The sequence below is a fragment of the Thiocapsa sp. genome, from assembly GCF_035467215.1.
GTDB lineage: Bacteria > Pseudomonadota > Gammaproteobacteria > Chromatiales > Chromatiaceae > Thiocapsa.
The window spans coordinates 1-20,275 of sequence record NZ_DATITZ010000212.1 but is presented as its reverse complement, the minus strand read 5'-3'; the positions used below and the strand labels follow the sequence as shown (position 1 = coordinate 20,275).

Annotated in this window: 11 protein-coding genes; 2 read left to right on the top strand and 9 right to left on the bottom strand. The window is 66.2% G+C overall.

Going from position 1 to position 20,275, the window contains the following annotated elements:
- Positions 1 to 98: 98 nt before the first annotated feature.
- The 7 genes from VLR48_RS11940 to VLR48_RS11910 form a co-directional block, all read right to left on the bottom strand.
- Entirely contained in the window at positions 99 to 3,374 is a 3,276-nt protein-coding gene (locus tag VLR48_RS11940) for an error-prone DNA polymerase (RefSeq protein WP_325292002.1), read from the bottom strand.
- Positions 3,371 to 4,855, bottom strand: coding sequence for a DNA polymerase Y family protein (locus VLR48_RS11935; protein ID WP_325292001.1), 1,485 nt, complete (start codon positions 4,853 to 4,855; stop codon positions 3,371 to 3,373). The genes VLR48_RS11940 and VLR48_RS11935 overlap by 4 nt, the downstream gene beginning before the upstream one ends.
- Complete coding sequence (locus VLR48_RS11930) at positions 4,833 to 5,441, bottom strand: recombinase A (RefSeq protein WP_325292000.1); 609 nt, start codon at positions 5,439 to 5,441, stop codon at positions 4,833 to 4,835. The genes VLR48_RS11935 and VLR48_RS11930 overlap by 23 nt, the downstream gene beginning before the upstream one ends.
- Positions 5,442 to 5,523: 82 nt before the next feature.
- Positions 5,524 to 6,162: a transcriptional repressor LexA gene (gene lexA, locus VLR48_RS11925; protein WP_325291999.1), complete on the bottom strand. Its 639-nt coding sequence runs from the start codon at positions 6,160 to 6,162 to the stop codon at positions 5,524 to 5,526.
- 332 nt (positions 6,163 to 6,494) lie between these two features.
- Entirely contained in the window at positions 6,495 to 9,785 is a 3,291-nt protein-coding gene (locus VLR48_RS11920) for an efflux RND transporter permease subunit (RefSeq protein WP_325291998.1), read from the bottom strand.
- Positions 9,786 to 9,836: 51 nt separating this feature from the next.
- On the bottom strand, positions 9,837 to 11,171 hold the full coding sequence (locus tag VLR48_RS11915; protein ID WP_325291997.1) for an efflux RND transporter periplasmic adaptor subunit: 1,335 nt from the start codon (positions 11,169 to 11,171) through the stop codon (positions 9,837 to 9,839).
- A 153-nt stretch (positions 11,172 to 11,324) separates the two neighbouring features.
- Positions 11,325 to 11,693, bottom strand: coding sequence for a hypothetical protein (locus VLR48_RS11910; protein WP_325291996.1), 369 nt, complete (start codon positions 11,691 to 11,693; stop codon positions 11,325 to 11,327).
- A gap of 220 nt (positions 11,694 to 11,913) precedes the next feature.
- On the opposite strand from VLR48_RS11910, the gene VLR48_RS11905 reads away from it, so the two are divergent.
- Positions 11,914 to 12,486 carry a carboxymuconolactone decarboxylase family protein gene (locus VLR48_RS11905; RefSeq protein ID WP_007191099.1) on the top strand — a complete coding sequence of 191 codons (573 nt, stop codon included), beginning with the start codon at positions 11,914 to 11,916 and terminating at the stop codon, positions 12,484 to 12,486.
- A 243-nt stretch (positions 12,487 to 12,729) separates the two neighbouring features.
- Here the strand turns inward: VLR48_RS11905 and VLR48_RS11900 are convergent, their stop codons facing one another.
- Entirely contained in the window at positions 12,730 to 14,367 is a 1,638-nt protein-coding gene (locus tag VLR48_RS11900; RefSeq protein WP_325291995.1) for a cation:proton antiporter family protein, read from the bottom strand.
- The gene (locus VLR48_RS11895) at positions 14,364 to 16,778 is read right to left on the bottom strand and encodes a tetratricopeptide repeat protein (RefSeq protein ID WP_325291994.1); all 2,415 of its coding nucleotides are present in this window, start codon (positions 16,776 to 16,778) and stop codon (positions 14,364 to 14,366) included. Before VLR48_RS11895 ends, VLR48_RS11900 begins: the two co-directional genes overlap by 4 nt.
- Positions 16,779 to 17,484: 706 nt before the next feature.
- Between VLR48_RS11895 and VLR48_RS11890 the strand changes: the two genes are divergently transcribed.
- The coding region (locus tag VLR48_RS11890; protein WP_325291993.1) for a transglutaminase family protein at positions 17,485 to 20,275 on the top strand (2,791 nt) is incomplete at its 3' end.

Below are 20,275 nucleotides of genomic sequence, written 5' to 3'. Positions count from 1 at the left end.
ACCAATAATGAAAGGGCGACTCAAGTCGCCCCTACATCCCTTGCAGGCAGCCGCAGTCGGGATGCCTATACGCGGAAATCAAGCGATACGGGCGTCTCTCAATGAAAATCCCGGCTGTAGGTCGCTTCGAGCCGGACGTGCAGCAGCGACTGCGGGTCCCAGAAGGCGTCCGCGATCAGGTGCGGCACGCTGTCCTGCTGCTGGATCCGCCCGGTGACGCCGAGCAGGTTCGTGGTCTTGATCAAGCGTGCGTAGCGTTCGAGCACCTGATTCCAGACGACGAGGTTGACGAAACCGGTCTCGTCTTCGAGCGTCATGAAGAGCACACCCGATGCGGTCGCGGGGCGCTGACGGCAGATCACCAGACCGGCGTAGCGCGTGCGTCGACCATGCGGCATCGCCCGCACGGCGGCGGCATCGGGTAGACGCTGCGCGCGCAACCGCTCGCGCAAGGGTGCCAAGGGATGCCCGAGCGTACTGTGCAGGCTGGTGCGGTGATCCCAGACGATGGTCTCGAAGGCATCGAGATCGGCGAAGACCGCGGCGCGCTCTCGGGATCCCGGATCGAGCGGTGCATCCTCCTCGTGAACGGCCCCGGCGACCTGCCACAGTGCCGAACGGCGCTGCGGCTCCAAGGCGCTCAAGGCCCCCGACTCGGCCAGGCGCGACAGCATGCCGGCATTCAGCCCGGTACGCCGAACCAGATCCTCGACGGACGCGAAGGGACGCTCCGCCCGCGCCGCCGTCAGCCCCTCCCACTGCGCCCGGGCCAGACCCTTCACATAGCGCGCGCCCATGCGCACGGCGTAGCGCCGCGTATCCGGCCCGGCCATTCCGTCGGCCCGATCGGTCGCATGGACAAGCGCCGTGGGGTGGACAAGCGCCGTGGGGTGGACAAGCGCCGTAGGGTGGACAAGCGCAGCGCAGTCCACCAGCGCCGGCGCGGGGTTCGGTGGAATTCGCTCTCGCTCGTCCACCCTACAAGCCTCCGCTACCGCCCCGCCTTGTCCCGGCTCCAGCGTGCAATCCCACTCGCTGCGCACTATATCGATCGGACGCACCTCGATGCCGTGGCGCTTGGCGTCCTCGATGATGGTCGCGGGCGAGTAGAAGCCCATCGGTTGGGCATTGAGCAAGGCGCAGACGAAGACGTCGGGGAACCGGCACTTCATCCAAGCGGTGGCGTAGGCGATCAGGGCGAAGCTGGCCGCATGGCTCTCGGGGAATCCGTACTCGCCGAACCCGCGGATCTGCTCGAACACCTGCTCGGCAAAGGCGGCGTCGATGCCCTTGGCGATCATGCGCTGGACCAATCGCGCACGGTGACGCTCGATCCGACCGCTGCAGCGCCAAGCGGCCATGTCGCGGCGCAGCTGATCGGCCTCACCGGGGGTGTAGTCGGCGGCCACCATCGCCAAGCGGATCACCTGCTCCTGGAAGAGCGGCACGCCGAGTGTCTTCTCGAGCACGGGCGCCAGGCACGGATGGGGATAGATCACGCGCTCCTGGCCGGCGCGGCGGCGCAGATAGGGGTGCACCATGCCGCCCGTGATGGGGCCGGGACGCACCAGGCTGATCTCGATCACCAGGTCGTAATAGGTGCGCGGCAGCAGACGCGGGAGCATCGCCATCTGGGCACGGCTCTCGATCTGGAAGACACCGAGCGTGTCGGCCCGGCGGATCATCTCGAAGGTCGGGGCGTCGTCGGCGGGGATGCTCGCCATGGTCTCGTCGCGCCCGTAATGGCTGCGCATCAGATCGAAGCCGAGATGGAGCTGATGCAGTGCACCGAGTGCGAGGAGGTCGACCTTGAACAACCCCAGTGCTTCGAGGCTGTCCTTGTCCCATTGGATCACCGTCCGGTCGGGCATCGCGGCGTTCTCGATCGGGACCAGGGTCGAGACCGGCTCATGTCCGAGCAGGAAACCGCCGGGATGGATCGAGAGGTGACGGGGCACATCCAGGATCTCGGTCGCGAGCCGGATCAGGTGCCGATGCACCGGCTGCTCGGGATCCAGACCGGACTGGCGCAGCACCTCGCCCGACAGCGCGTCGCCCGCGTGCGCCAGCAGCTTCGAGAGACGATCGAGCGAGGTCTCGGAGAGACCCAGCACCTTGCCCACGTCGCGCACCGCCGAGCGCACCCGATACCGGATGATGTTGGCGACCATCGCCGCGTGATCCCGGCCGTATTTGGCATAGACGTGCTGGATGACCTCTTCGCGGCGCGCGTGCTCGATATCCAGATCGATATCCGGCGGCTCGGCCCGCTCGCGCGAGAGGAAGCGCTCGAACAGCAAGCCCATGCGCACCGGATCCACGGCGGTGATCCCCAGGCAGTAGCAGACGGCGGAGTTGGCCGCCGAGCCGCGGCCCTGGCAGAGGATCCGCTCGCGGCGGCAGAACCGGACGATCTCCCACATGGTCAGGAAATAGCCGCAGTAATCCAGCTCCTCGATCAGCGCCAACTCCTTCGCCACCTGAGCCGAGACCGCCTCGGGCAAGGCCGCCCCGTAACGCTCGTGCGCGCCCTCGAGCGTGAGCCGCCGCAGCCATTGCGAGGAGGTCGAGCCGTCCGGGAGATGCTCAGAGGGATAGCGATATCGCAGCGCGTCCAGGTTGAAGCGGCAGCGTTCGGCGATCTCGAGGGTGCGGGCGACGGCGCCCGGGTCGTCCTCGAACAGCGTGGCGAACGCATGAACGGACTTGAGCGCATGCTCGGCGTTGGGCTTGATCCGGCGCCCGGCCTCGGCAAGCCGGATGCCTTGGCGGATGCAGCTCAGCACGTCCTGCAGCTCGCGTCGGCTCGGCGCGTGATAGAGCACCTCGTAGCCTGCGACAATCGGCAGCCGATAACGCGCGGCACGCTGTCGCAAAAGCGCCTCGCGCCCCGGCTCGTCCGCGCGGCGATGACGTGCCGCCAAGGCATAGAGCCGATCCTCGAAGGCCTCGCGCAACTGATGCGCGATGAAGAAGGGATCGGCCTCCCCGCAGAGCAGTGCGGACTCCCCGCCCCAGAGCGCGATCAGCTCGCCGGCGTGGGCATAGACCTCGCGCCAGCCGACCCGGCTCTCGCCCTTGGCGCAACGGCGCCGGCCCAGGGTCAGTAGCCGACACAGATTGGCGTAGCCCTCGCGGCTTTGTGCCAGCAGGATCAGGGTCGAGCCGTCCTCGATCGAGACCTCGGCCCCGGCGATCAGCGGCACGCCGAGCTCCCGCGCCTTCACATGGGCCTCGACCAGACCATAGACCCCGTCGCGATCCGTCAGGGCCAGACCGGCGAGCCCGAGCGCGGCGCAGGTCTCCACCAGTTCCTCGGGGTGGCTCGCCCCTTCGAGAAACGAGAAATGGCTCTTGCACCAGAGCGGGATCATTCCACCCGTCCGTGCACGAACCAGCCGCGTCGCACCCGATCGTAGAAGACCCACAAGAGCTCGCCTTTACGGGTCTCCGCGAAGTGATACTCCCGATGCAACGCACGCACCCACCAGCCGCCGGCGACCACATAGGGGCCCCAGACCCGCACCACGGGTCCCTGCTCCAAGCCGTGCAGCATCCAGCCGTCCGGCTCATGACGCGGGCGCGGCGGCAAGGGGATCGGACGCCTGTAGAGACGGCGCACCAGACGGCGCTGCAGACGCGTGCGCGGACGCGCCGGCTCCAGTCGGGACAAGGGCTCCCAGGCGAAGCTGTTCTCGGGCAGGTGACCCGAGCGCAGCCGCGCCCGCACCACCGACGCCTCGCCGAATGCCGCTCGCACGCGCGCCAGGGCACGATTGGCCGCCTCGAGGTCGCGGCGCGGCCGGGCGGCGAGCAGCTCGAGCTGGCGCTGCTCGGGGTTGACGCCACGGACGAGCAGATTCAGCTCCTCGACACCGTCCGGCAGGCGTGCCGCCGACAGACGCAGACGGATCAGCTCCAGGATCTGTCGGGCATCCAGGGTCGGTGCGGCCGGGCGGATGCGTTCCTTGTGCTCGCCCAGACGCTCGAAGCGGAACAGCAGCCGCAGCTCTTCGAGGGCCTGACCGCGTCCGGCAAGCGCATCCAGAAGCGTCGGCAGCCGCGTCTCGATCAGATCCATCAGACGATCGACATCGGTCTCGGGCCGATCGAGGATCAGGCGTGCCGTCACCGGCTCGACCGGGCGCTCGGGCTGCAGCGGTAGATTCAGCTCGCCCGAGGCCATCCGGTGCAGGTCGAAGGCGGCCTTCCCGTAGCGCCGACGGATGCCCTCGGACGGCAGCCGGAGAAATTCACCGAGGCTGTGCACGCCGAGCTTGGCGAGCGCGTCCCGTGTGCCGGGCGCGATCGCCAAGCGCTCCAAAGGCACGTCCTGCAAAGCGCCCTGCTCCTCGCCTGCCTCGTGAAGGACACGCACGCCTTGCCCGGACTTGGCGAGCGCATAGGTCGCGAAGCGGCGAAAGCCGACGACCACGACGGCGCTCAAACCCATCGCCGAGAGCCCCGTCTCCATCCCCGCGGCCCAGGCATCGAGCGACCCGTAGAGCGGCTCGAGCCCGGACGCATCGAGCCAGAAGACACCGGGCTCGTCCGTGGAGGGCTCGACATGCGGGCTGTGCTCGCGCAGCCGGCGGGAGACGGCGACGACGGCCCGATCGATCTGCGACTCGGGTACCGGGGCGGCGCGCAGATCCCCGCTCAGCGACAAGGCCGCGGCAAAAGACATGCCCGAGAGGATGCGTGCGGCGCGCGCGGGCGCATTGACCCACAAGATGATCCCGCGCGGCTGATCGCTGTCGACGACGGCGACCGGATGCCCACGCCACTCGGGGTGCTGCCGCAGCAGGAGCTGAAGCGGAAAGGCCGGCAGATCAAGACAGGCCATCCGGTCCATGACAGAGCTCCGCGTAGGTCCGGCCCGGTCCCTGGCGCTTGTCCTTGAGGACGAGCGTCTCGCAGCGAAACAGCGGCGGCGCACGACCGGTGCGCGTCGCATCGGCGCGCAACGAGATCAGCGAGCCCAGCGACGGACGCTCCCGCCCCTTGCGCGTCAGGCACAGGAGCGCCGTCTCGTGCTTCTTCGCGAGCGCGGCGAGACGTGTCTGCGCGGCCAGCGGCAGGTCATCGTCGGTGCCCAGATCGAGCACGACGAGACCGAAGGCACCCGAGCGCAACAGCAGGTCCGCCGCACGCGCGGCCTCGAGCGCACCCTGCGCCCACACGACCGCCAAGGCACTCAGATCGATCCCGACCGCCGCAACATCCGGCGGATAAAAGCCACTGTCGCGCCCCGTCACCCAGACCGTCGGCTCGTCGCCCTGCTGCGCCTCGGCCACCAGACCCATGGTCAGCGTCAGCGCCGCCGTCGCCTCCCCGCCCGAGATCTCGGCGAAGCGACCGCGAAAGGCCGTCAGCCCCCAAGAGACAGGCGCCCGGCTCGGCTCGAGCCCGCGTTGAAGATCCGAAAAGGCCGCCTTCATCGAGATGCTCCGATCATATGACGTTAGCTGTTAGCTGACGGCTGATAGCTGATGGCTGGAGGCCGGCGGCCGGAAGCCCCCCTCAATCCAGATAACGCCGCACCTCGATCACCCGCCCCAGCACCTGAAGCGTATCCGGGTCCGGCGTCATCACCGCGTAATCGGGGTTTGCCGGATGCAGCTCGATCCGGTTGCCGCGCCGCCGCAGACGCTTGATCGTCGCCTCCTCGCCCACCAAGGCGACGACGATGGCGCCGTCCTCGACACTGGGCAGACGCCACACGATGACGATGTCGCCGGGCAGGATGCCGGCGTCGCGCATGCTCTCGCCGCGCACACGCAGACCGAACAGCTCCTCGTTCGCGCCGACGCGGTCGGACTGCACCGGGAGATAGCCTTCGAGGTCCTCGACCGCCAGTCCGAAGGCGCCGGCAGCGACGCGTCCGAGCAGAGGAACCAACCGCGGCGGTGCGATCCGGTCTTCGCCGGAGAGGAGCACCGCCGAGTCGGCGAGCCGATAGCCGCGCGACCGACCCGACTGCTTCTCGAGGCGACCTTCGGATACGAGCGCCTCCAGATGCGCGCGCGCGGTCTGCACGGAGCGAAAACCGAACGCCTCCTGGACCTCACGCACGGTCGGCGGTTGGCCGGCCAGGAGCCGTTCGCGCATGAGCTGGAACACCTGCTCGCGCGTCTGTCCGGTCGGTGTTCGACCCATCATCTCGACCCTCGATCATCCGGGGGAATCCCATGAACGCTTTATAGCATACATTTGTATGTTAAACCGCGCCTGGTGCGGTATGCGATGTTTTTGGATGGGATCGGCCCCGGCAGACTTGACGACCGTTGGAGTCTGCGCGGTTTAAGATATTAAAAAATATAAAAATCTTAAACCGCGTCCCCGCTAAGGGGCATGGATGCATCAAACGTCGAGCTCCCCTGAAAGTGAGCATTTCGCTCTGGACGCGGTTTAAACCGCGTCCCCAAAAAGGTCGGGGGGAATCCTCAAGCCCGACACAACATGAGAATCACGCATGTCGCTCTGGACGCGGTTTATACGGAGCGAAACGCCCGTCGGTGTCGGATGAGAAAGAGCGCAGGGATCACGAAGAGACTCAGCAAGGGTGCCGTGATCATGCCGCCGACCATGGGTGCAGCGATGCGTCGCATCACCTCCGAGCCCACACCGGTGCCCAGAATGATCGGCAGCAGGCCGGCAAAGATGGTCGCGACGGTCATCGCCTTGGGCCGAATGCGCATGACCGCGCCTTCCATGATCACGCCGAGCAGGTCGGCTTCGTCCCGGAGCCGCCCCTCCTCGCGCCATTGCTTCACCGCGTTGTCGAGATACACCAACATGATGACGCCGAACTCGGCTGCGACCCCGGCCAGCGCGATAAACCCGACGGCCACCGCCACCGACAGGTTGTAGTCCAACAGATAGATGAGCCAGAAGCCGCCGACCAGCGCAAAGGGCAGCGAGAGCATCACCAGCAGGGCCTCGGCGGTCGAGCGGAAGGTGAGATACAGCAGCAGGAAGATGAGTGCCAAGGCGACCGGCACCACCTGCATGAGCTTGGCTTGCGCGCGCAGCATATACTCGTACTGGCCGGACCAGGCGATCGAGTAGCCGGGCGGCAGCGCGACCCGATCGCGCACCACGGCTTGTGCATCGGCGATATAGCGCCCCAGATCGCGCCCGCGAATATCCACGAAGACCCAGCCGTTGAGGCGCGCGTTCTCGCTGCGCAGCATGTCGGCCCCGTCCACGACCACCACCTCGGCGATCTGCCCGAGCGGGATCTGAGCGCCGGTCGGGGTGACGATGGGCAGCTCGCGCAGCTTCTGCAGATCGTCGCGCTGCTCGCGCGGGAAACGCACGCTCACCGGATAGCGCTCCAGCCCCTCCACCGTTCGGGTCACGGTGACGCCGCCCAAGCCGGCCGCGACGATCCGGTTGATATCGCCGATGTTCAGACCGACACGGGCGGCCGCCACCCGATCCGGTCGGATCTCGATGTAGCGTCCTTGGGCTGCGCGCTCCGAATAGGCCGAGGCGGTCCCCTCGATCCGCATCAAGGCCTGCTCGACCTCGCCGCCGATGCGCTCGATCTCGGCCAGATCCGGACCCGAGATCTTCACGCCGAGCGGGGTCTTGATGCCGGTAGCCAACATGTCGATGCGCGTCTTGATGGGCATCACCCAGGCATTGGCGAGGCCGGGGATGTCGACCAGCGCATCCAGCTCGGCGATCAGTCCATCCAGGGTCATCCCCTCGCGCCACTCCTCGCGCGGCTTGAACTGGATCAGGGTCTCGATCATGGTCAGCGGGGCCGGATCGGTCGCGGTCTCCGCTCGGCCGACCTTCCCGAAGACCCGCTCGACCTCCGGAAGACTCGCAATCAGCCGATCGGTCTGCTGCAGCAACTCGCCCGCCTTGCCGATCGAGATCCCCGGCAGGGTCGTCGGCATGTACATCAGATCGCCCTCGTCGAGCTCGGGCATGAACTCCGAGCCGAGCCCCAGATGCCAGTCGCCCAGGACCGGCACGCCGCTGAAGGTCGCTTGCCAGGCGCTCGCAAGGTCCTCTTGCCAGCCCTCGATGCGCGCCTCGGCGTCTCGGTGAGGTCCTTGCTCGACGACGAGACCGACCGCCTGGAACGGCCATTTCAAAGGCGCCAGCAAACCGCCCACGCCGGCCAGCGGGATCAGTGTGCTGAAGAGGATCAGGACGGACAGACCGACGACGAGATAGGGACGGCGCAGCACGCCGCTCAACAACGGCCGGTAGGCCCGGATCAGAAACCGGTTCAGCGGATTGGCATCCTCGCGCGGGATGCGTCCGCGGATCAGATACCCCATGAGCACCGGGACCAATGTCACGGCAAGCCCCGCGGCGGCGGCCATGGCATAGGTCTTGGTGAAGGCCAGCGGCGAGAAGAGACGTCCCTCCTGAGACTCGAGCGCGAAGACCGGCAGGAAGCTCACGGTCACGATCAGGAGGGAGAAGAAGAGTGCCGGACCCACCTCGGTCGCAGCCTCGCCGATCACCTGCCAATGCCGCTCCTGGCTCAGATTCGGCCCGGCACGCTCCAGGTGCTTGTGGGCGTTCTCGATCATGACGATGGCCGCATCCACCATGGTGCCGATCGCGATGGCGATCCCGCCGAGCGACATGATGTTGGCGTTGATGCCTTGCACATTCATGATGATGAAGGCGATCAGAATGCCCAAGGGCAGCGAGACGATCGCCACGAAGGCCGAGCGCAGGTGGAACAGAAAGACCAGACAGACCAGGGCGACGACGATGAGCTCCTCGATCAGTTTGCTCTTGAGGTTGTCCACCGCGGCGAGGATCAGCTCGGAGCGATCGTAGGTCACGAGGATCTCTACGCCCTCGGGCAGCCCGGCCCGCAGGTCGTCGAGCTTCGACTTGACCGCGGCGATAGTGGCGAGCGCATTCTCGCCGTATCGCATCACGATGATGCCGCCGGTGATCTCGCCCTCCCCGTCCAGATCCGCCACCGCTCGGCGCATCTCGGGGCCGATCTGCACCCGTGCCAGGTCGCGCAGCAGCACCGGGGTTCCGGCCTCGGTCACATCCACCGGAATGGTCTCGATGTCATCCACACCCGTGAGATAGCCGCGTGTGCGGATCATGTACTCCGCCTCGCCGCGCTCGATCACCGAGCCGCCGGCCTCCTGATTGGCATCGCGCACGGCATCGGAGACACGCGAGAGCGGGATCCCGAAGGCGCGCAGCTTCTCCGGATCCACCACGATCTGATACTCGCGCACCATGCCGCCGACGGTCGCGACCTCGGCCACGCCGGGCACGCTCTGCAGCTCGAACTTGAGAAACCAGTCCTGCAGGCTGCGCAGTTGCGAGAGGTCGTGCCGACCGCTGCGATCCACCAGCGCGTAGCTGAAGACCCAGCCCACGCCGGTCGCGTCCGGTCCGAGCCTCGGCTGCACACCCTCGGGCAGCGAGGCCGCCGCCTGATTGAGATATTCCAGGACACGCGAGCGCGCCCAATAGAGGTCGGTGCCGTCCTCGAAGAGGATGTAGACGAAGCTGTCCCCGAAGAAGCTGTAACCGCGCACCGTCCGGGCCCCCGGCACGGCGAGCATGGTCGTCGTGATGGGATAGGTGACCTGCTCCTCGACCACCTGAGGCGATTGCCCCGCGAATGTCGTACGCACGATCACCTGCACGTCCGAGAGATCCGGGATGGCATCCAACGGGGTCTGTTTCAGGGCCGCGATGCCCCATGCCGTGAGGAGCACGGCCGAGAGCAGCACCAGGATACGATTGCGAAGCGACCAGAGGATGACCTGTTTCATCGCGGTGTCCTCCCGACGGGGGCCTTCAGGCGATCGAAACGCGGACGACGGCTAGTGGTGCGCATGTGCACCTCCCGTCGCCTCGGAGGTCTCGGCCCCCGAGGCGTCTACGGCGGGGAAGCGCATGAAGCTCGCCTGTAGGCTGGATTCCGAATCGATGAGGAACTGCCCGGAGAGGACGATTCGATCGCCCTCCTCGAGCCCCGACAGGATCTCGACCTCGCCGGCACGCTCCATCCCCGCGACGACGTCGACCGGCTGGAAGCGCCCCTCCTCGACAACCTTGACCACGGTCGCGCGCTCGCCGGTGACGATCATGGCCTCGGCCGGGATCTTGAGCACGTCGCGCTTGGGTCCGCCGTAGATGACGACGTCGGCGAACATGTTGGGCTTGAGCGCCAGATCGGGGTTGTCGAAGACCAACCGTACGCGCAGCGTGCGGGTTTCGGGATCGAGCTCGGGGTAGAGATAGTCGACCCGGCCCTCCCAGACCTTTCCGGGGCGCGCCGGAACCCGGATCTCGGCGGTCAGACCGGGCGCGAGCCAGTCGATCTGGGCCTCGAAGACATCAACCATGACCCAGACCCGACTGAGATCGGCGATCGTGAACATCTCCGTCTCGGGCGTGACATACATGCCCTGGCGCGCCTTCAGCCCGGTGACGATGCCCTCGATCGGGGCGCGGATCGGCAGCCTGTTGCGGGGCTCGCGTTGCTGCTCGATCTCCCGGATCACATCCTCCGGGATGTCCAGCAGACGCAGCAGATTGCGGGCCTTGTCCGCCTTGACCTGAGACACGCCGCGCGGCTGCGGCTCCAGGGCCTGGAGAAAATCCACCTGTGCGGAGAGCATCGCCGGGGCATAGATCTCCGCCAGGTCCTGATCCTTGGTGACCCTCTCGCCCTCGGCGCGCAACTGCAGATCCTCGATCCAACCCTCGGCACGCGGATGGATGTGCGCCAGACGCGTCTCGTCGAACTCCACCCGTCCGACCGTGCGGATGTATTTCCAGAGTGTCCCGCGCTCCACCGTTCCGATGCGCATGCCCAGGTTCTGCATCACCGCCGGACGCAGTGCGACCTCCGGATACTTGCCGACCACGGGATCCATCTGCTTCTTCACCAGGTCCATGCCGCAGATCGGGCAGCTCCCGGGCTCGTCCCGCACGATCTGGGGATGCATGGGGCACACGTACTTGGGGTCGAGATGCTTGAGCGCGTGCTCCATCGCGGACTCGCCCGAGGCGCCGGCGAGGCGTTCGCTCTCGGCCTGCGCCTCGTCTCCGGTCTCGCCGGCGGGCGTGGTCGGCGGCTGGGCCGCTTCGCAGCCGGCCAAAAGACCGGCGGTGATCAGTGCGGCAAGAAACCCGATCCGGAACCGTTGCATAGGGGCGGGGGATCGTTGTGCTCGATCGAAAATTGACATGCTCGTCGCCTCCGACGTCGAAATGACGGATGCCGCCCGGAAGGGGTATCGAACGGAAGACGGCCGCAAGGAGGTTGCGGTCGACGGAGGACTCGACTCCGGGTCGGCGGAAGATCAGGCGAGGTGATGTCTGGGCGGACGAATGCGCCCTTCGGGGAAAAACCGGTAGAAGTGATCGTCCGATCCAAGCTCGGGAGCGGATAAGGACGGGGGCGGACTTGCGGGATCAGAAGAGGGCGCGACCTGCAGGGCACCGAGCGCATAGGCCAAGGCGCACTTGGCGCAATCGAAGAGAGAATCGCCGCCGTCTCCGGGCGTGGCTTGCGGATCGCCTTGGGAGAGGGATGCGCCGTGCATGGGACAGCTACCGCCGAGATCGGCGATGTGCTCGCAGGGCAGCGCAACACGCGCCCATGTCTGCGCCTGGAATGCCAAGACGCAGAAAAGGATCAGGACGGCGGTGGCGGGATGAGCGCGGCGCATCGTTTAAATATGGGCCCGTCACCAGGATCGCGCAAGCGAGATTGCGATCGCCGGCCAGGTCGCTGATCGGAACCCGTCGGTTAGAAAAAACCTCGCCTCGGATGCCCGACGCCTGCTGCGCTGCAACATTCTACGGTACAATAGTTGCTAAACTTCTAATGGACCTAATAGACCCCATGGTCTCATCGATCTTTTCACGCACCCATCGGCAGCAACGCATATGAGCAGTATCGACACCTTCAAGCAGTCCCTGACCCGCGCCCGCGAGTACGGCCTCGAGGAGTTCCTCGAGATCATCAGCGAGATGTCTCAGGTCAGTACCCGCAAGGGCATCATCGATCGGAAAAACAAAGAGCTGATCACCTTGGGCATGGCCCTAACGAAGCAGTGCAGACGCTGCATCGACATCCACACGAAGGAGGCCATTCGCCTGCACGTCATGCCCGGCGAGCTCACGCAGGTCCGAAAGATCGCGCTCTTTCTCAAGGCGAGCCCGCGCGAAGGCGGCGAGATGTGGGACTCTTGGGAGGATTCCTGGCGTGAATACGTCCTCGGGCGCGGACCGATCCAGCATCATGTCCGGGAGCTGATCGCGCTGGGCATCGCTCTGGTGGAGCAGCGCCGCGATCATATCCACCTGCACGCGCGTGCGGCGCTCGATTTCGGTGCACCGCCCGAGGAGATCTTCGAGGTCATGCCGATCGCCCTGCTCATGGACGGCGCGCCGGCCTTGTCGCAAATCCCACATCTCGTCGATGCCCTCGACGGACCTCCCCTGGCGATGAGCGCCTAAACCGCGTCCAGAGCGACATGCATCGTCTTCAGTGTGCGCTTGGCTTCGGAGATATCCTCGATCCGAGTGAGACGCGGTTTAGAACTTAAGATTTTTTAATACCTTAACCGCGCCGGCTCCGACGGTCGTCGGAGCCGGCGCGGCCAAGCCACTCCAACACATGACGCTTACCGCACCGGGCGCGGTTTAAGCAACGCCGCTGCGCCGCGACCCCATCCGCCTCCTCCGCTTTGCCAGGTCGTTTCATCTCGCATCCTCGACACCGGCGGCCGCGCCGGGCGTTGGGGATAGTCGATCCTCGACCTCGCGCCCGCGTCCGGTACAGACATGCTGAGCAAAACCGGCACCCGCCTCGGCATAGAGGTTGAACACCTGACTGACACCGGCGGCGCGCAGGATCGCCTCGTCGTCGGGAAACTTTGCGATGGCGCCGATGGTTCCCGCGAAGCCTTCCTTGATCAGATGCTCGGCGGCGAAGACGTTTTCCGAGACCTGCGGCATCGCCAAGAGCACCAGCTTGATGTGACCGTCGTCCAGATGCAGACGGTGCCAGAAATCGGCGTCTGTGGCACTGCCCTGAACGACGTTGCGACCGTGCGCCGAGTGCCGCGCGACGGCATCCGGGTCCGCATCGATACCCACGGGCTTGAGCCCCTTGTCCAGCGTGAGCGTATCGTAGGCGCCGGTGCCGACACGCCCCATCCCGATGATCATCGCGTTGGCGTCCGCGGGATCGATCTCGCGCTCGACCGGCAGGCGTACCCTGCGCTCTTGGCGTCGCAGCCGATCGCTGAATAGCTCGTAGAGGTTGTGAGCGCGTGCATTGAGCAAAGCGGCAATCACCAGCGACACGCCGACGGTGATCGCGACGATGGCGAGCCAATCCGAGGACAGCCAGCCCGACTTCTCGGCGATGGCGGCCACGATCAGACCGAACTCGCTGTAGCTCGCCAGCGACAAGCTCCCGAGCAAGGCCGTACGGGCGCGCAGCCGAAAGGCCAACAGGAGCTGCTCGAACAGGAACCCCTTCAACACCAGGAACAGCACCAGCAGCAGCACGGTCGGCGCCATATCGGCGCTGGGTACCGCGGTCAATCCGATGCTCAGGAAGAACCCGACCAAAAAGAGATCCTTGAGCCCGAGGAGCGACTTCGCCAACTCCCCGGACTTGGCATGCGGGGCGATCAAGATCCCGAGCAGCAGTGCGCCCAAATCACCCTTGATGTGCAGCGCCTCGAAGAGCTGGGCGCCGCCGAGCGCGAAGGTGATGCCGAACAACAACAGCAGCTCGCCATGTCCGGCGCGATCCAAAACCCGGCCGATGACACCGCGTAACGGGATCAGGGCGAAAAGCAGCAGGGACCAGAGCATCGGCACCTTGCCCAAGGAGAAGGCCAGAAACAACACCGCCGCGAGATCCTGAACGATGAGGATGCCGATCGCGATGGTGCCGTAGAGGGAGCCCATCTCGCCCTTCTCCTCGAGCACCTTCACGGCGAACACGGTGCTCGAGAAGCTGAGCGCGAAGGCGAGGATCAGGGTGTTGCGATGACCGAGTGCGTCCAGGTAGGGCAAGCCGAGCGCACCGAACGTCAAAAGGGCCGGTACGAGCACACCGATGAAGGCGAGCATGTGCAGGCTGGCGACGCCCCAGACCTGGGGCTCGGCCAGGCTCTTGAGCTTGAGCTTGAGCCCGATGGAAAAAAGCAGAAGGGTCACGCCCAAGTCCGACAGCGTGTTGACCATCGGGGTCGCCTCTGCCCCGAAAGCGTGCAAGGTAAAACCCGCCACCAGATATCCCACCAGCGGCGGCAGACCGATCTGGCGCGCCGCCAGGCCTGCCCCAAAAGCCAGCGCCAGCCAGCTTATCGTGTCGATCATTCAGTCAGCCTCCCACTCGAATCCACATCCGGCAGCGGCTCCCGGATCGCTGCCGTCGGAACTGCCCGCGAACGGTTTGGAAGCCTTTCGAGTATCCGGAGCCAGCGCTCGGCGGCCTCCGCGCGATCGAGCATCACGTTGTATTGGACCAAAGCGATCAGAATGTCCCGATCGGTCGGGGCCTGCTCTCGGGCGGATTCCAGGACGGCGAGGGCCTCCGGGGTCCGATCGGCACTGTCGAGTGCGACGGCGTAGACATACGCATAGCGATTGTTCTGCGGGGACAGCTCGGCGGCACGCGCCAGCGCTTCGATGGCCGCATCGAGCCGCTGCGCGCGGACCTGCGCAAGACCGAGTGCGTAGTGCAGATCCGCGCGCTCGGACAGCGTGACGGGCTCGGCCGCAAGTCCGGCCATCAGCTCCGCCTCGGCCTCGGACTCGCGCCCCAGGGCCCGATAGAGGTCGGCCAGATTGACCCGCGCCGGGGTAAACCTCCGATCGAGGCTCAAGGCGTTGCGATACGCCTGCTCGGCCATGACGGGCTCGCCGGCCTCGAACGCCAGCAGACCGAGATTCAGATGGGCCTCGGGTCGGTCTGCATTCACCATCTCCGCGATCGCATACGCCTCCAAGGCGGCGCTCAGACGCTCCGCCAGCTCGCTCCCGATCCCTTGCGTCATCACGGGCGCCAGGACGCGAGCGGCCTCCAGCCTCACCGTGAGCGCCGGATCCGACAGCAGCGGCCAGGCCAGCTCGACGCGCGTCTGCAGGTCCGCGAGGTCCAGGACGCGCACCGCCTGGGCGCGTACCTGCGCCTGCGGATCGGCGAGCAGGCGTTGCACGGTCATGAGTGCAGTCGGATCCACGTGGTCGTGGAGGCGGTCCAGGGCGCTGGCCCGAGCGATGGCGGGTTGTGCCGGATCGGCCGCGAGCGCGAGCAGCCGCTCGGCGGTATCCGGGGCATTGACGTCCGCGGCATGCAGCGCCTCGCCGAAGTGTGGTCCCCGATACGCCGGGTCCGGGTACCAGGTCTCCACCGCGCTCGCCGCCCAAGCAGCGTCCTTGTCCCGATGACAGGCGTTGCAGGCGTTGGGGGTGCCGAGCTTCAGGGACAGATCAGGCCGAGGCACCCGCAGACTGTGATCGGCGCGCTCGTCCACGACCATGTACTCGCGTTGCGGCATGTGACAGGCCACGCACACGGCGCCGGTCGAGCCGGCCGGGTGATGATGGTGCTCGGGCGAATCGTAGCGGCTGGCCGTATGACAGCGCGCACAGACGGCGTTGCCCTCGGCGTGCAGCTCGAGACTATGGGGCTCATGGCAGTCGCTGCAGACGACGCCTTGATGGTACATGCGGCTTTGGATGAAGGAGCCGTGGACGAAGACCTCGTCCTTGATCTGGCCGTCCGGGAAGTAGAGCGCGGGATCGAGAAGGGCGAGCCGGAAACCCTGATGCAGGGGCTCGCCCGAGGGCAGCGCGTCCTGGATGCGTCCGCGTCTGGAATGACAACGGGCGCAAGTCTCGGTCTGCACATGAGGACCGCCTCGGGGCGAGCGGGTCACGGAGCGCTGTGGTTTACCTGTCTCGGGATTGATCTGCCAGACACCGCCGTCGCGATCCTTCAGGTCGACCAGGAGACCCCGGCCGGCGGCATCGGTCGCCGCGGCCGACTCGGCGTTCTCTCCGGCAGGCTGCGCCCTGGCCCATTCGACATGGCGGGCACCGGGTCCGTGACAGGCCTCGCAGGCGACATTAATCTCCGCGTACCGGGTGTCGTAGACCTGCTGCTCCGCGTCGTAGCGCTTTTGCAGATCGGTCGAATGGCAGTCTGCGCACTGATAGTTCCAGGTCTGATCCGCGGCGGTCCAATGGAGCGGGTTGCTTTGGTCTATCGGCGCGCTCGGGTCGGCATCGGGATAGAGATGGAACCAGCGCTGTCCGCCTTCCTCCGGCGTGCGCGTATCCCAGGCTAGGCCGAGCGCCTGAAGCCGGCCGCCCGGAGACGCGATCAGATACTGCTGCAAGGGAGACCAGCCGAAGGTGTAGCGGATCGGATAATCCCGCAATTCCCCGTCGGGTCCATCGGTCTGCACGAAGTAGCCGCCGTCTCGACGGAAGAACCGGGATTTGACGCCATGGGCCTCGATCTCAGCGTCATCGAAATTGCCGAGCACGGTCTGCGGCGTGGCCTGCGTCATCGCCAAGTCATGGTCGGACCCCTTCCACAGGTCAAACTCCGTTCGGTGGCACTCTGCACAGACCGCGGCGCCGATATAACCCCGTTGCGACCGCTCCGGGTCCAGATGCGGATCCGATCCCGTGGATCGGGATACGGCCTCGACAGGCATCTCAGCGGCCTGCGCCGCGGGTATCAGCAAGAGGGCGAGGTAGAGGGCGCGCAGATCCATGAGGGCGGATTCTCGGGAGGAAACAAGAACGGCCAATGGTATACCGGCTGCGCTCGAGTTTTCCCGGCGCCGAGACAAGACTTGCACTCCGAGTCGCTCCGACACGTTCCGGATGGACCTTCGAGGTCTTCAGCCAAAAGGGCAACCTTGGCGCCCGCGTTCGGTGTGAATACCCGCGCCGCGACAGTTGCTCGCGTGATGGCGGAGCTGAACGTCCGAGTGACCGCGATCGCCCCGACGGTGGTCACCGCATCAAAATCCGGCATCGGCCCGTGCCCCATGCCGAGGACGCACCAACACTGGGCAAGCGAACCGAGCCAACTCGGAGCACCATTCGGTATCCGAAACGACCCGTTCCGGCGTGCGACCCGGTCGACCTCTCGCGCTCGACCGAACGACTCGGCCCGCGCCGCATCCCGACTCCCTGTCCCCGTGGACCTCGAGACCGCTCAGCGGCCGAGAGGCAAACCGTTTCGCAATCCGTTGCGCAAGACAGCGCCGGTGTTTTGTGGGATCGTTGGCACCTGAACCCAATCCCTCGGCGATGATTCGGAACGATCTTTGCTTAATCATCACCGCGGATCGCCACCCCACGGCAAGACAGCAACACCTCGACCCGTCCTTCTTCGTCCGACCGAACCCCGCCAGCGCCGCGGTGCGACAGTCAGACTCGAAACCCGACACTTCAGCCAGGAACCCAGCCCCGATGTCGATCCTCGTCGCCATTAACCATAAGACCGAATACCGCTTCGACCGCTCGGTGAACCTCGCACCCCATGTCGTGCGTCTGCGCCCGGCCCCGCACTGCCGTACACCGATCCGCTCCTACTCGCTGAAGGTCGAACCCGCCGAGCATTTCATCAACTGGCAGCAGGACGCCTTCGGCAACTATCTGGCGCGGTTGGTCTTTCCCGAAAAGGCCAAGACGCTGACGGTCGAGGTCGACGTGATCGCCGAGATGATCACGATCAACCCCTTCGATTTCTTTCTCGAAGACTATGCCTTCTATTACCCCTTCGAGTACGAGCCCGACCTGCGCAAGGAGCTCGCACCCTATCTGGAGGTCACCGAGAGCGGACCGCTGCTGAAGGAGTGGCTCTCCGCCGTGGACCGGACCAAGCGCGAGACGGTCTACTTCCTCGTCGATCTGAACCAGCGTCTCCAGCAAGACATCAACTATGTCATCCGCATGGAGGTCGGGGTCCAGACCTGCGAGGAGACCCTGACTCGGCGTCTGGGCTCCTGCCGCGATACCGCCTGGCTGCTGGTGCAGATCCTGCGCCACCTGGGTCTGGCCGCGCGGTTCGTCTCCGGTTATCTGGTGCAGTTGACGGCGGACGTCAAATCGCTCGACGGCCCCTCCGGTCCGGAGGCCGATTTCACCGACCTGCACGCCTGGGCCGAGGTCTATGTGCCCGGCGCCGGCTGGATCGGGCTCGACCCCACATCGGGTTTGTTTGCCGGCGAGGGTCACATCCCGCTTGCCTGCTCCCCGGCGCCGCGCAGCGCCGCGCCTATCACGGGTGCGACCGACAAGTGCGAGGTCGAGCTCTATTTCCACAACGAGATCACCCGCATCCACGAAGATCCGCGTGTCACCAAGCCCTACACGGAAGAGCAGTGGACCGCGATCGAGTCGCTCGGCCATCAGGTCGACGCCGAGCTCAAGGCCAACGACGTGCGCCTGACCATGGGCGGGGAGCCGACCTTCGTGTCGATCGACGACATGGACGGCGCCGAATGGAACATCGCCGCGCTGGGCCCGACCAAGAAGATCCTGGCCGAGGACCTGATGCTGCGCCTCAAGCGCCGGTTCGCACCCGGCGGTCTGCTGCACATCGGACAGGGCAAATGGTACCCGGGCGAGCAGCTGCCGCGCTGGGCGCTCTCCTGCTTCTGGCGCAAGGATGGACAACCGGTCTGGCGCAACCCCGAGCTATTCGGGCGGGAAAACACCCAATACGGACATGGGCCTGCGGAGGCCGAGACCTTCGTGCGCACCCTCGCGCGTCACCTGGGCGTGGATCCGAGCTTCGCCTCGCAGGCCCACGAAGACGTCTTCTACTATCTCTGGAAAGAGGCGCGTCTGCCGGCGAACGTCAACCCGCTCGACAACAAGCTCAAGGACCCCAACGAACGCAAACGTCTGACCCGACTCTTCCAACAGGGTCTGAACCGCGTCGCGGGCTATGTGCTGCCGCTGCGCTGGTGGGGATTCGGTGCCGAGGGTCGCTGGAAGAGCGGGCGCTGGACCTTCCGCGACGGCAACCTCTTTCTGATCCCGGGCGACTCGCCGATGGGCTTCCGTCTGCCCCTGGATGCCCTGCCCTACGTCCCCGAGGCCGAGCTGGACCAGGTGCCCGAGCGCAACCCCTTCGAGCCGGTCACCCCGCTGCGCTCGCCATTCGACGAGGTGGCTCGCCGCTACACGCGCCTGCTCGAGCCGGCCCAAGCGCCGCAGACGATCCGCGAGCAGGGGCACCGGCCGCAGGATCTCGCCGCCCGCTACGGGCGTATGACGCCTCCGGACGAGTCCCACCAGTCGCTCCATCCCCAGGTGGCCCTGCCGGACGAGCTGCATCCGGACCTGATCCGCACCGCGCTCTGTATCGAGCCGCGCGAGGGTCGGCTCTACTGCTTCATGCCGCCGCTCACCCATCTGGAGCATTGGCTGGATCTGGTGATGTGTCTCGAGGACACCGCCGCCGAGCTCGAGATGCCCATCATCATCGAGGGCTACGAGCCGCCGCGCGACCATCGGCTCCAAAAGCTGGCGGTCACGCCCGACCCCGGCGTCATCGAGGTCAACATCCACCCGTCCGAGAGCTGGGACGACATGGTGCGCGACACCCACATCCTCTACGAAGAGGCGCGCCAGGCGCGGCTCGGCACCGAGAAGTTCATGCTCGACGGGCGCCATACGGGCACCGGCGGCGGCAACCATGTCACCCTCGGCGGCCCGACCCCGGCCGACAGCCCGCTCCTGCGCAAGCCCGACCTGGTGCAGAGCCTGATCGGCTACTGGCAGCATCACCCGAGCCTGTCCTATCTCTTCTCGGGGATGTTCATCGGTCCGACCAGCCAGGCCCCGCGGGTCGACGAGGCACGCGACGACCGGCTCTATGAGCTCGACATCGCCTTCCAGCAGATGCCGCCCGGCGAGGTGCCGCAGCCCTGGGTGGTCGATCGGGTACTGCGCAACCTGCTGACCGACGTCACGGGCAACACGCACCGCACCGAGTTCTGTATCGACAAGCTCTACTCGCCGGACAGCGCCTCCGGGCGTCAGGGCCTGGTCGAGTTCCGCGCCTTCGAGATGCCGCCGCACGCCCGCATGAGCCTCGCCCAGATGCTGCTGCTGCGCACCCTGGTCGCGCGCTTCTGGAAGGACCCCTACCGTCGCAAGCCCGTGCGCTGGGGCACCGAGCTGCACGATCGTTTCCTGCTGCCCCATTTCGTGCGGCAGGACTTCAACGACGTCATCTGCGACCTTCAGC